The organism is Agrobacterium sp. Azo12 (genome assembly GCF_029193765.2).
In the GTDB taxonomy this organism is placed as follows: Bacteria; Pseudomonadota; Alphaproteobacteria; order Rhizobiales; family Rhizobiaceae; genus Agrobacterium.
This window is the reverse complement of sequence record NZ_JARFYO020000005.1, coordinates 42,414-54,409: the sequence shown is the minus strand read 5'-3', so window position 1 is coordinate 54,409 and position 11,996 is coordinate 42,414. Positions and strand designations below refer to the sequence as shown.

Annotated in this window: 14 protein-coding genes; 3 read left to right on the top strand and 11 right to left on the bottom strand. The window is 54.7% G+C overall.

What is annotated here, in order from left to right; all coding sequences use genetic code 11:
• Positions 1-265: 265 nt before the first annotated feature.
• Positions 266-2,212, top strand: coding sequence for a M23 family metallopeptidase (locus tag PYL13_RS26865; RefSeq protein ID WP_275643767.1), 1,947 nt, complete (start codon positions 266-268; stop codon positions 2,210-2,212).
• A 155-nt stretch (positions 2,213-2,367) separates the two neighbouring features.
• Here the strand turns inward: PYL13_RS26865 and PYL13_RS26860 are convergent, their stop codons facing one another.
• On the bottom strand, positions 2,368-3,270 hold the full coding sequence (locus PYL13_RS26860) for an SH3 domain-containing protein (protein ID WP_275643768.1): 903 nt from the start codon (positions 3,268-3,270) through the stop codon (positions 2,368-2,370).
• A gap of 266 nt (positions 3,271-3,536) precedes the next feature.
• Here PYL13_RS26860 and ubiG point away from each other — a divergent pair, with 266 nt between their 5' ends.
• The gene (gene ubiG, locus PYL13_RS26855) at positions 3,537-4,283 is read left to right on the top strand and encodes a bifunctional 2-polyprenyl-6-hydroxyphenol methylase/3-demethylubiquinol 3-O-methyltransferase UbiG (RefSeq protein WP_275643769.1); all 747 of its coding nucleotides are present in this window, start codon (positions 3,537-3,539) and stop codon (positions 4,281-4,283) included.
• Between the two features lie 38 nt (positions 4,284-4,321).
• Here the strand turns inward: ubiG and PYL13_RS26850 are convergent, their stop codons facing one another.
• From PYL13_RS26850 to PYL13_RS26835, 4 genes are read right to left on the bottom strand one after another with little or no spacing between them, the layout of a single operon-like run.
• On the bottom strand, positions 4,322-4,750 hold the full coding sequence (locus tag PYL13_RS26850) for a DUF1178 family protein (RefSeq protein ID WP_275643770.1): 429 nt from the start codon (positions 4,748-4,750) through the stop codon (positions 4,322-4,324).
• A complete protein-coding gene (locus PYL13_RS26845) occupies positions 4,747-5,607 on the bottom strand; it encodes a carbon-nitrogen hydrolase family protein (protein WP_250985621.1) in 861 nt (286 codons plus the stop codon). Before PYL13_RS26845 ends, PYL13_RS26850 begins: the two co-directional genes overlap by 4 nt.
• A gap of 15 nt (positions 5,608-5,622) precedes the next feature.
• Positions 5,623-5,877, bottom strand: coding sequence for a glutaredoxin 3 (gene grxC / locus PYL13_RS26840; protein ID WP_192491429.1), 255 nt, complete (start codon positions 5,875-5,877; stop codon positions 5,623-5,625).
• A gap of 59 nt (positions 5,878-5,936) precedes the next feature.
• A complete protein-coding gene (locus tag PYL13_RS26835; protein WP_192491430.1) occupies positions 5,937-6,713 on the bottom strand; it encodes a ComF family protein in 777 nt (258 codons plus the stop codon).
• A 60-nt stretch (positions 6,714-6,773) separates the two neighbouring features.
• Here PYL13_RS26835 and PYL13_RS26830 point away from each other — a divergent pair, with 60 nt between their 5' ends.
• Positions 6,774-7,652 (top strand): methyltransferase domain-containing protein, encoded by an 879-nt coding sequence (locus PYL13_RS26830; protein WP_250985620.1) that lies wholly within the window; start codon positions 6,774-6,776, stop codon positions 7,650-7,652.
• 67 nt (positions 7,653-7,719) lie between these two features.
• On the opposite strand, the gene PYL13_RS26825 is transcribed toward PYL13_RS26830, so the two are convergent.
• From PYL13_RS26825 to PYL13_RS26800, 6 genes are all read right to left on the bottom strand, one after another.
• Positions 7,720-7,893 (bottom strand): Flp family type IVb pilin, encoded by a 174-nt coding sequence (locus PYL13_RS26825; RefSeq protein WP_250985619.1) that lies wholly within the window; start codon positions 7,891-7,893, stop codon positions 7,720-7,722.
• A gap of 147 nt (positions 7,894-8,040) precedes the next feature.
• Positions 8,041-8,367, bottom strand: a complete 327-nt coding sequence (locus tag PYL13_RS26820; RefSeq protein WP_250985618.1) for a hypothetical protein — start codon at positions 8,365-8,367, stop codon at positions 8,041-8,043.
• Between the two features lie 88 nt (positions 8,368-8,455).
• Positions 8,456-8,869: an 8-oxo-dGTP diphosphatase MutT gene (gene mutT, locus PYL13_RS26815; RefSeq protein ID WP_192491434.1), complete on the bottom strand. Its 414-nt coding sequence runs from the start codon at positions 8,867-8,869 to the stop codon at positions 8,456-8,458.
• Positions 8,866-9,651, bottom strand: a complete 786-nt coding sequence (locus PYL13_RS26810; RefSeq protein WP_250985617.1) for a GNAT family N-acetyltransferase — start codon at positions 9,649-9,651, stop codon at positions 8,866-8,868. The genes mutT and PYL13_RS26810 overlap by 4 nt, the downstream gene beginning before the upstream one ends.
• Before the next feature lie 4 nt (positions 9,652-9,655).
• Positions 9,656-10,897: a bifunctional glutamate N-acetyltransferase/amino-acid acetyltransferase ArgJ gene (gene argJ / locus PYL13_RS26805; RefSeq protein WP_250985616.1), complete on the bottom strand. Its 1,242-nt coding sequence runs from the start codon at positions 10,895-10,897 to the stop codon at positions 9,656-9,658.
• Between the two features lie 71 nt (positions 10,898-10,968).
• Positions 10,969-11,847: a peptidylprolyl isomerase gene (locus tag PYL13_RS26800; RefSeq protein WP_250985615.1), complete on the bottom strand. Its 879-nt coding sequence runs from the start codon at positions 11,845-11,847 to the stop codon at positions 10,969-10,971.
• Positions 11,848-11,996 lie beyond the last annotated feature (149 nt).

Here is an 11,996-nt window from a genome sequence, read left to right as displayed (position 1 = left end):
TATGTTCTTCGATCGTTTCGCACGCCACGATAGTTTTAGACCCTACTCACATGCACTGCAAACAAGGGAACATACGAAATCTCTAATGTGTCTGCCTTTATTCTGCCCTGACTCCGCCACATCTCAATGGTCAAAGGAGCGTTAATTTCGTCCCGCGCTGATATGTATATATGTAAGAGCTTACGCATTTGACTCGCGGCACTGAAAGTTGCACACCTTCGGCAGTACCTTCTGGAGATTAAATGAAAGACTGGTCGCAACAAGCATGATAGCGGACCGCAACAAGATCCGTTCGCTTGGCAATGAGCCTCCAATTCTGGCAGATGGGCGTCGCGCGCCTGATCGCCGGGAGATTTCATTGCGTTGGCTGTCCGGCACATTTCTCACGGGTATCACCTCTTCTATATTGATGGGCGTTGCACTGTTTGCGGCTCTCGACGGACGCCAGCAATTGGCCATTCCTGCCGAAGCCTTTGCAAAAACGGATATGAACAGCGCGTCAGCAGATGTGACACGTCGCGGCGGCCGTATTCTTGAAAGCAATATTGCAGCGCGCCCGTCTGACCGTTCAGTATTGGAAGTGTCAACCGTCATTCATGATGGCGACAAGGAAGTCGTCCGCCGCGTACCATTCGCGCATGTGAAGATCGCACTCGCCTCAAATTATGCGACGCAGGACGATTATCCAGCCTTTGATCCCCTAAATATCTTTGCAGCCAATGGCGCACCGCCACCGGCGGCAAGCCGTACCGGCACTATTTATGGCTCTGATGTGGAGTCAGAAGTCAGCCTTCGTACCGTGGCATTTCCGTTGAAGAACCCGGATTTTGCTTATGCAGGCGCAATGAGCATTGATGAGGTTGAGGAAGCTGTAAGATCAAACGGCTCCATTTTGACCGATGGCAATGAGCAGCTCGCTGCGCTCTATTATATCGACCCACGCCGTTTCGACACGTCCGAAAGTGATGTGGACATTACCGCCGGCCTTTCGGCGCGCGTGGTTGAACAGAATATGTCTGTTTCCACACCTCAGACAATTGTCGCCAACCAGCTTGAATATGCAGATGATGTGATACCGGTTCGTCAAGTCAGCAAAATCGCCGAACTTCTGGGAGCCAATGGCTACAGCAAGGAACAGGCCGATACCGCTGCAAACAGCCTTGAGCCTTTGATGCGTTCTGCCGAACTGGCCCCTGGTGATGTATTGCGGGTTGGTATTCTGCAAGGTGAAGGCGAAAGTGCCGCCAAAATCGTCCGCGCCAGCGTCTATCGTAAAAACCGGCACGACGTCACCGTGGCGGTCAATGACAAAGGCCAGTTTGTAGAAGCAAGCGAGCCTCCGAAACTGGATGCCGTAGCGAGCGCTTTCGAGAGTAATCCGGCGGCCGCCATGGCAAACCGTGATTTGCCGCGTGTTTATGACGGCATTTACCGCGCCTCACTTGCCTACGGCATGAACAAGGACATGATTGGCCTGATGATCAAGCTGCTAGCCAGCAGCGTCGACTTTCAGGCACAGTTGCGTCCAACCGACACGCTGGAAGCTTTCTTCTCCGTACAGGATAAAGAAGGCAAAGCCACCGACGATTCAGAACTGCTGTATGTGAATGCCAAGTTCGGTGACAACGAAACAAGGTTCTATCGTTTCCAGAACCCGGAAGATAACAGCGTTGACTACTTCAATGAAGACGGCAAGAGCATCCGTCAGTTCCTGATCAGAAACCCGGTGCCAAACGGTCGTATGACCTCCGGTTTCGGCATGCGCCGTCATCCGGTTTTGCGCTTCAGCCGCATGCACACCGGTACGGACTGGGCAGCTCCGCGCGGCACGCCCATTATTGCCACCGGCAACGGCGTTATCGAGAAAGCCGGATGGGCAAATGGTTACGGTAACCAGACCCTCATTCGCCACGCCAATGGTTATGTCTCGTCTTATAATCACCAGAGCGCCATCGCCAAGGGCGTGAAAGAAGGCGCGCGCGTCACCCAAGGTCAGGTGATTGGCTATGTCGGTTCGACCGGCCTTTCGACCGGCGCGCATCTGCACTACGAACTGATCGTCAATGGCACCAAGGTAGATGCCATGAAGGTTCGTCTTCCCGGCGGAAAATCACTGAGCGGCGATGCACTTGCCAGATTTACCGATGAACGCCAGCGTATCGATGCCTTGCTCGATTCTGAAGGCAAGCCGGAACAGGTCGCCAGCCGCTGAGTTCAAATTGTAATCGAATGACAAAACCGGCTTTTCAGCCGGTTTTTTTGTGCGTGGATTTCAAGACACAAGCTACGTTCGATCTCTAGAAACCTAGCCAGCCCAATGAAAAAGGCGGCCACATCGCTATGGCCGCCTTGCTTTCTAGTCAAACATTAAATGCTCGGGCGGCAACCTGGCATGCCGGGCATGCATGGTTCGCCCCGATCATTAGCGCCGCCACGTTGGCGGTCCGGATCATATTGGCGGCGTGGTTGATCGCCATTGTTGCCACCGGGCCGGCTGTCCTCGCTCCAGCGCGGAGGATCCCGGCGATTATCGTCTCTCCGGTTATCGTCTCTGCGGTTGTCGCTGCGTTGGTCATCGTCGCGCCGGTCATCACGGCGCGGCGGACGCTGACCACTATCCCACTCCTGACCGTAACGCTGTTCCCAACGGCCATCATTGGGACCACGTGGCGGCGGCGGGCGGTTCCAGTTGCCATCACCGGGACGTGGTGGCGGGCGGTTCCAGTTGCTATCACCGGGACGTGGCGGTGGACGATTCCAGTCACCGTCACCCGGACGTGGTGGGGGGCGATTCCAATCGCCAGGGCGTGGTGGCGGAGGTCTGTTCCAGCCGGGAGGTGGTCCACCCCAATCATTACGAGGTGGGCGCGGACGGCTCCAACGATCGCGATCACGATAAAAATCACGGTCGCGATAATAGCGATCCCAGTAGGTACCGACATCGAAGGTGATGATCGGAACGCCCAGATCGCGGTAATAACGTGGTTCGACATAAACGCGGTTCTGGCGATATTCGGCCTGAACATAACGGCCCGCTACCCAGCCACGTCCACGGCTGAATGAAACGTCGCACCATGGCGTGTCGGAAAGGCAGCCATAAATGACCAAGGGCGCGCCTTCCGGTATCACCACAACCGCGGGATATGCGGTGCTCGGGCCTGAGCGCATGTTGACGTTTGCGGTTGCAAAGCCTCGAGTGGCCGCCTCCGCAAGCGCCGGCATGGCGACAAGCGCCAGAAGCGCAATTGCACCATATAATTTCTTCTTCACGTTCGTTCTCTCCCTGGACAAGGCCCGCCTGCCGATTTCCGGCATCCTTCTTAATCATCGTTGGAACGCAATTTGGATTTTTTGATGATGATAAAATTCTGCTTCCAAACTGCGTGATATCATGCCGCAGATGTCTGGAAAATGCCGACTTTTCAGTCTTTTATTACGGCGTTAACGAACTGGCCGTCAGGTTGTTCCAAAGGTATCTCTTGACTTCACTCGTCAATCATCGGACTCCAGTCCACAAACAGCTTGGAGCATTGCAGATGAACGAAACAGCAAAAACGACCATCGACCAGACGGAAGTTGACCGCTTTTCGGCCATGGCCGCAGAATGGTGGAGCCCGACCGGCAAATTCCGTCCGTTGCACAAGTTCAATCCCGTGCGCCTCGAATATATTCGCAACCAGGTCTGCGAAGCATTTGGGCGTGACCCTAAATCCCATAAGCCACTCGAGGGACTTCGTATTCTTGATATCGGTTGCGGCGGCGGCCTGCTCTCAGAGCCCGTTGCCCGTATGGGTGCGGACGTTGTTGGCGCGGATCCATCGGAAAAGAATATAGGCATTGCATCGACCCATGCCCGTGAAAGTGGCATCTCGGTCGACTATCGTGCCGTCACAGCCGAACAGCTTCACGAAGCAGGCGAGACGTTCGATGTGGTGTTGAACATGGAAGTGGTGGAGCATGTCGCGGATGTCGACTTCTTCGTGACAACATGTGCAAGCATGGTACGTCCCGGCGGCATGATGTTTGCTGCCACCATCAACCGCACGCTCAAGGCGCGCGCCCTCGCCATCTTCGCGGCTGAAAATGTTCTGCGTTGGCTGCCGCGCGGCACGCATCAATATGAAAAACTGGTTCGTCCAGAAGAGTTGGAAAAGCCGCTGACCGAAAGCGGCCTGCAGATCATTGACCGCACCGGTGTCTTTTACAATGTGCTGCAAGATCGCTGGAACCTGTCCAGCGATATGGACGTGAACTACATGCTGCTGGCAAAACGCCCCGCATAAGATTTACGAAGTTCAGTTCACATCATCCGGGATGAAGTTTAGTTCACATCATCCGGGATGACAGGCAACGGCGCAATGTCGATGCCTTCTTCGACCAATGCCTGGGCTTCCTGCAAGGTCGCCTGCCCGATAATGCCGCGTTGGTCTGTCTCACCATAATGGATCTTGCGGGCTTCCTCTGGGAACCGCTCGCCGACATCTTCCGTATTGGCACGAATTTCCGCCAACGTTTCTTTCACCTTGGCCAGCACCGCTTTTTGCGCTGTATCCATCGCCAGGGTGCGCATTTCATCTTGTTTGCGTGCAGTAGATACAGAAGGCGCCATCAGCGCCTTCGCAACCTGAAGAGAATTGCAAACCGGACATGATACGAGACCACGTTCGACCTGCTGGTCGAAATCGGCACTGCCTGCAAACCAACCTTCAAACTCATGCGCCTTTTCGCAACTGAGCGAGTAACGGATCAAGCCGCCTCACCTCCAGCTGAAGACGCTGCTTTAACTGTGTCCAGTTTGAAATCACGTGCGTTCTTGAGGTTCGGGATTTTTCCACGTGCAGCGGCGACTGCCGAAGGATCGATCTCCGCATAGATGATTTCCGCACCTGCTCCACCGGCAACGGCCAGAACCTTGCCCCATGGGTCGACGATGATCGAATGACCGAAGGTTTCGCGCTCGTCTTCGTGAACACCGGCTTGTGCCGCGGCAATCACAAAAGCACCATTTTCAATGGCACGGGCGCGCAAAAGCACTTCCCAATGTGCTTCACCGGTCTGGCGGGTAAAAGCGGCCGGAACCGTCAGCACCTCAGCGCCTGCAACGGCTTCCGTTCTGAACAGTGACGGGAAACGCACGTCGTAACAAATGGCAAAACCGAAGGATGCCAAAGGCAGCGTCGCAACGCGCGCATTAGTACCCGGCTCATAGGCTGCACTCTCACGCCAGCTCTCACCATTGTCGAGATCGACATCAAACATGTGGATCTTGTCATAGGTGCAGATCCTCTGACCATCAGGCGCAAACAGGAAACCACGATTGGCAATCTTGCCATCATCTCTGGCAATGGCCGTTGAGCCGACATGCACGTAAATACCAAGCTCCTTGGCAAGTCTTGCAGCAGTCGTTGCAATGATATCGGTGTCTTCATCTTTCAGGACAGCACGCAACGCAGCGCGATCCTTCTGTATTGCACCGGTCATTTCCGGCGTCTGAACGTAAACAGCGCCATTGGCCGCCGCTTCACGGATCAGCTTTTCCATCTCAACGGCATTTTTCTCCGGATCAACACCGGAGCACATCTGAATTGCGGCAGCCTTGAAAGTCATCTCGCTATCCCGTTCTCAGTTCGCAAGCATCGCGTCGAGTTTGCCATCCCGTTCAAGGGCATGCAAATCATCACAACCACCGACATGCTGGCCAGCGATGAAGACCTGCGGGAACGTATTACGTCCGGATTTCTCTATCATTTCCTGCCGATATTCTGGCGTTACAGTCGCGTTATACTCCGCATAATCAACGCCCTTCTCATCAAGAAGAGCCTTTGCGCGGGCGCAATAACTGCAAAAATCGCGTGTGTAGATCGTGACAGATGCCATAGGTTTTCCCCAGGTTATGCAACATCATCAATGGAAGGCGTTTCAGCCTGTTCACCCCGTCATATAGGGCCGGAAATAGCCATTGCAAAGGTCAAAACGGTGACATCTGCAGCGCCCGCTTTCTTTAATAGTCGCGATACCGCTGAAACGGTCGCACCGGTGGTATAAACATCATCCACCAGCACCACTCTCTTCCCTGCAACATCCAGTTCGCGTCCCGGCGCAAAGGCAAATGCACCTCGCATATTGTCCTGTCGCCCCTTTGCAGTGAGGCCAACCTGTCGTTTGGTTGGTTTGGTCCTGATAACGGATGAAGACAGAAAAGGCTTTCCTGAAAGGTCCGCCAGATGGCGTGCCAGTTCTGCAGATTGATTGAAGCGCCGTGATATAAATCGTCTCCGGTGCAGTGGCACGGGTATGATGTAGTCACATTGTTCGATCATGCCGTCACTGGCGCGCAGCATCCAGACAGCCATCGTGCTGACAAGATCCAACCGATCGAGATATTTCAGTTGATGAACGAGCTTGCGCGCAGCGCCCTCGTGAATGACAGCTGATCGCAAACGGTCAAAAGGTGGTGGGTTGGCAATCGCTTCGGAAGATAGCATGCCTGGGCCCGGATCACTGGAAAACGGCAGTCCCAGAATTTCGCAATAGGGACGTTCGATAAATCCAATGCCACTCCAGCACTCACTGCAAAATGCACCGCCTCGCGAGATAATAATGCCGCAACCGGCACATTGTGGAGGATAGACGATATCAACTACCGCCCTGCCCCATTGGCGTAGCAGCCCAAATGGTCCCGATGATAAAAAACGCAACCTGCCCGACCCCATGATGTTGACATTACCTTCGAACGGGTGCCTTTGCGAAGCAAATATTCTGAAGGCCATCCCATGGACATACTTTTCGACCAGCGGCTGATTGAAGCCAATCGCAAACGCGCCCTGCGCACACTGGATGAAAAGGCGCTTTTTCTGCTCGATATCGCCGCCGATGAAATTGCCGAACGGCTTGTTGTCGTTGAGCGGCAGTTTGAGACAGCGGTCGAACTTCATGGTGCAACCGGCATCACCGCACGACGGATCATGCAGACCGGCAAGGTCGAAACGTTACACCGTGTTGAAATAGACGCCGCATTTGCCCAATCAGGCGAAACAGTACAGGTCGCTTCGCTGGAGCAATTTCCACTCGAAGAGGCCTCGGCCAACCTTATCGTGTCGCCCCTTGGCTTGCACCTTACCAATGACACACCCGGTGCCTTTATCCAGATCAGACGCGCATTGAAGCCAGACGGCCTGTTCATGGGGGCAATCCCCGGCGCCGGTACCCTTGCCGAATTGCGCGACGTGCTGCTCAGCACAGAGGCCGAGCTGACCGGCGGTGCCAGCCCGCGTGTCATTCCTTTTGCGGATGTGCGTGATGTTGGCGCCCTCTTGCAACGCGCAGGTTTTGCCCTGCCGGTAACCGACACCGAAACCTATACGGTACGTTACGATTCCATTTTCCCGCTGATGCGTGATTTGCGTGCGATGGGCATGGCCAATCCGTTGATGGGCCGCAGCCGTGCGCCGCTTAATCGTCACTTCTTCATGCGGGCTGCCGAGATTTACGCCGAGCGATATTCCGATCCGGACGGTCGCATCCGCGCCACCTTCTCATTCATCTATGTGTCAGGCTGGGCACCCCATGACAGCCAGCAGAAGCCGCTTAAGCCAGGCTCGGCAAAAATACGGTTGGCGGATGCCCTGAAAACCAAGGAAATAAAGCTTTGACCTCGGTCATGCCGAGCATGGCAGGGTGAACAAGTTGCAATAACGACAGGAAGAACGGCCTGAGCTTTCAGGCCGTCGAACTTGCCAGTGCGTTATAGATGATATCGAATATCTTGCCCAGATTTTCGGTGATCGCACCAAAGCCCAGAATAATGGCGATAGCGATCAAGCCACCGATCAAGCCGTATTCAATAGCGGTCGATCCCTTACAATCACGCAGCATCTCAAAAAGCTGGCGCATTGATTTTCCTTGTCCGGCAAGCCGAGCCTGCTGCTGCTTGAATGATGTCGTCATTTCGGCGCGCGCAATTGCGGCCGGAACATATGAACAGGGTCATTTCATGCCGATAATGTCGGCACGGGCCTCCCGGCCGCACTGCAGGTACAATCAGCAGCCGCTTTCGTTGCCATAGCCTTCAACAATACAAACCGAACCGGGTGTTTGCTGGAGAATACTGCGCCGAATGGAATAGGTTTTTTTGCCGTCTACCGAAGCAGCAGGCTTGATCGATCCGGTGGTAATCATGTCGAAATTATCAGGAACCTGCGCCAGACGCGGCTCTCTATTCTTGCCAGCCACCATCGGTGTGATGATCAAAGACAGCGCAATGGCTGCCGTACCGAACAGCAGGGCAATGTTCAAAATGCCAGTTTGGCGCGCCTTACGAGAATAAGGCCGACGGACCTCTACGGTCTTCCAGAAATCCTCGTTCATCGTTACGCCTCGTTTACCAATTCTACACAGTGGAATGTGCCAGATGGTGCTAAACGATCTATTAACGGACGATCAATTTTAGAAAGATCTAAAGCAAATCCTGAAGGTAAGGGATAAGCGGTTCGTCGGCGGGTGGCATAGGGTAATCACGCAGTGCATTGACCTTTACCCATTTGACCAGCTGACCTTCGCGACCGTAGGGGATTCCCTCATAACGACGGCATACGAAAAGTGGCATCAGCAGGTGAAATGTCTCGTAGGAATGGCTAGCAAAAGTCAGCGGCGCAAGGCAGGCAACCTTGGTGCGAATGCCCAGTTCCTCTTCCAACTCCCGCACCAGTGTTTCCTCAGGCGTTTCTCCTGCTTCCAGCTTGCCGCCGGGAAATTCCCAAAGGCCTGCAAGAGACTTTCCTTCAGGACGTTGTGCCAGAAGAATACGGTTGTCACTGTCAACGAGCGCGCAAGCCGCAACCAGTACGATCTTCTTTCCCGCTTCGCTCATTGCGCATCGCCTTTTCGCCAGTAAGCATAGGTGTAGGCTTCGGTGAAACCGAACTTCTCGTAGAGTGCCAACGCCGGTTTGTTGGTTGAAACCACCTGCAACCAGGCGAGCTTGGCACCGCTCAACCGCGCCCAACGCAGCGCCGAAGTCAGCACCTGCGTCGCGATACCCAAACGACGGCTGTCCTCTGCCACATCCAAGGAGAGAATGCCGGCAAGATCGATGTCCTGTACGCAGATGACGGTCGCCTGCGGTTCGCCCTCGACGTCTTCCTTGATAAACAGACCAAGCGGCGGCACGATCGAGCTGACGATCTCGGCAATAGCCGGACGCAGCCCGGCATCATCGCCAGAGACCTTGAGGTGAGCCTCAACGAAACGCCCGACATCCTGGCTTGGCAGGTGTGAGATAGTTTCCGGCAATTCCGCGCTTGAAATGTCGGCGGTCATCACCTTGACCTCTTCAAAGGCAGACCAGCCGCTTTTACTTAGATGTTCGCGCAATTGCGGTGGCATCAGTGGCGTTTCGCGCACCAGAAGCGGCCGTCCGTAATCTTCAAACCGCTTGCGCGCTTTTTCCAGCCGCATATCGGTATTGCCATAATCCGAAGGATCCAACGGCACGACACAGTTGATCCGCTTGGAAGGATGCGAACCTGTCATGCGCACCTGCCAGCTGCCATCATAAACAACTGATGATGCTGGCCACGCACGGAAGCTGACCGCCTCTAAACGGCGAACCAGCGGAAAATTGACATTATTTTTAGGCTTATCGACAGTCACAAAATCAGCTCCGGTAGTCACCGTTGATCGCCACATATTCCTTGGTCAGATCACAGGTCCAAACCGTAGCGGCGCCATTGCCAAGACCGATATCCACCTTGACAGCAATATCTTCCAGCTTCATGACCGCAGTTGTTTCCGCTTCCGAATAGGCCGGATCACGTTCACCATTAACGGCAACACGAACATTGCCAAACCAGATGGCCAGAAGGTCGCGGTCAGCCATTTCACCGGACTTGCCAACGGCCATTACGACACGGCCCCAATTGGCGTCTTCGCCGGCCACAGCTGTTTTGACCAACGGCGAATTGGCAATCGAAAGTGCAATCTTTTTGGCAGCGGCATCATTTTCCGCGCCGGTGACCGTCACTTCAACCATCTTGCGTGCGCCTTCGCCATCGCGAACCACCTGCAGTGCAAGATCCTTGAGCAGATCGTTTAGCGCTTCACGGAAGGACGCGAGGCGAGCATCATCGCCCTTTTCAACACGGGCCTGGCCATCAGCGGCAGCGGCACCCGTGGCAAACAGCATCAATGTGTCGGAGGTCGATGTATCGCTATCAACCGTAACCGAATTGAAAGTCGGGCCAACACCGGCGGACAACAGCGCCTGAAGCGCTTCAGGCGCAATATCGGCATCGGTCACCACAAAGGAGAGCATGGTCGCCATGTCAGGCGCAATCATGCCCGCACCCTTGGCGATACCATTGATTGTCACCTTCACGCCGCCAATGTCGGCAGTGCGGGTCGCAACCTTTGGATAGGTGTCCGTGGTCATGATGGCTTCAGCAGCCTGCTTCCAGAAATCACCAGTCGCGTCGCTGTGCATTTGGCCAAGAACGCCTGCAAACTTTGTCGCGTCGAGCGGTTCGCCAATAACACCGGTCGAAGCAAGATAAACTTCGTTTTCGCCGCATCCAACAGCAGCGGCTGCAGATTGCGCCGTCAGCGTGGTGGCCTGCTTGCCCTTTACGCCGGTGAAGGCGTTGGCGTTACCGGAATTGACGACCACTGCGCGGGCAACGCCATGTGCAAGGTTGGCGCGGCAGAAATCAACTGGCGCAGACGGGCACTTCGACTTGGTGAAAACACCGGCAACACTGGCCGGCTTGTCGAAGACCATCATCAAAACGTCTGTGCGGTTCTTGTATTTTATGCCAGCTGCCGCCGTTGCCATGCGCACACCGCGCAAGGAAGGCATTTCGGGATAGGATTTGGGGGCGAGCGGAGAAACGGCAACGGACATGACGGAACCTGACAGAAACGGGGTGGGGCTATGGAAAACGGGGCGGTAATGACCGCCCCGCGAAATATCGATTATGGCTGCGGCTGCGGCTGTGCCGCCTCAGCGTCCTGCGCTTTGTTGACTTCGTCGTAGCCAGTCTTGAGCGCCGGATCCATGATGTCGATCTTCTGCTCGGTCTTTGCCTTTTCAATCAGCGCAACATATTTTTCGCGCATGACCATCTGGCGAACCTGCTGCTCGACCTGATCAAATGGCGGTGGTGGTGCAATACGCTTGTCTTCCAGCTTGATCACGTGAAAGCCGAACTGGCTCTTGACCGGGGTCTTGGTGTAAGCGCCCTTTTCGAGAGCGAAAGCAGCCTGTTCGAATTCTGGCACCATGCGGCCCTTGCCGAACCAGCCGAGATCGCCACCCTCATCCTTGTTGGAATCAGTGGACTTCTCTTTGGCGATTTCAGCAAAATCCTTGCCTTCATCAAGCTGCTTGATGACATCCTTGGCCACGTCTTCAGACTCAACCAGAATATGACGGGCGTGAACTTCTTCTTCCTGTGGCATCGCAGCGACTTCCTTGTCGTAGCGTGCCTTGACCTCTTCAGGCGTCACGGCGTCGGAAACGTGCTTGAGGAAGTAAGCATTGTGAAGTTCGCGCTCAGTGATGAAATTGACGCGGTTCTTGAAAGCGTCGGTGTCTCTGAGACCTTCCGCATCAGCATCCTTTACCAGCAGCTTCACATCGATGATGGACGACAGAGCTGCAACTTTTTTCTGCTCATCGGGAAACTGGGCAAATTGCGGGTCGAGATTGGCAATTGCCAGATCAAGTTCGGACTGGTGAATTTCCAGATCGCCCACTTTTGCAACAACGGCGTCTTCCTGCGCAAAAGCTGGAAGTTGAAGGCCAAGCGTCGCCACGATTACGGCGGCGGCAATTTTGTTATAGCGCAACATAATAAACCTTTCGGAGACTATGCCGGGTTCCACATGGCACTTCCGGCTGGAAAATGTTCCAAACATTGGATTGTGGCCATTCTGTAACCGGCAGAACCGTTGACATCATTTGCCCCCCCTCTTATCTGTCACGCAACCTCGCGTCCAGA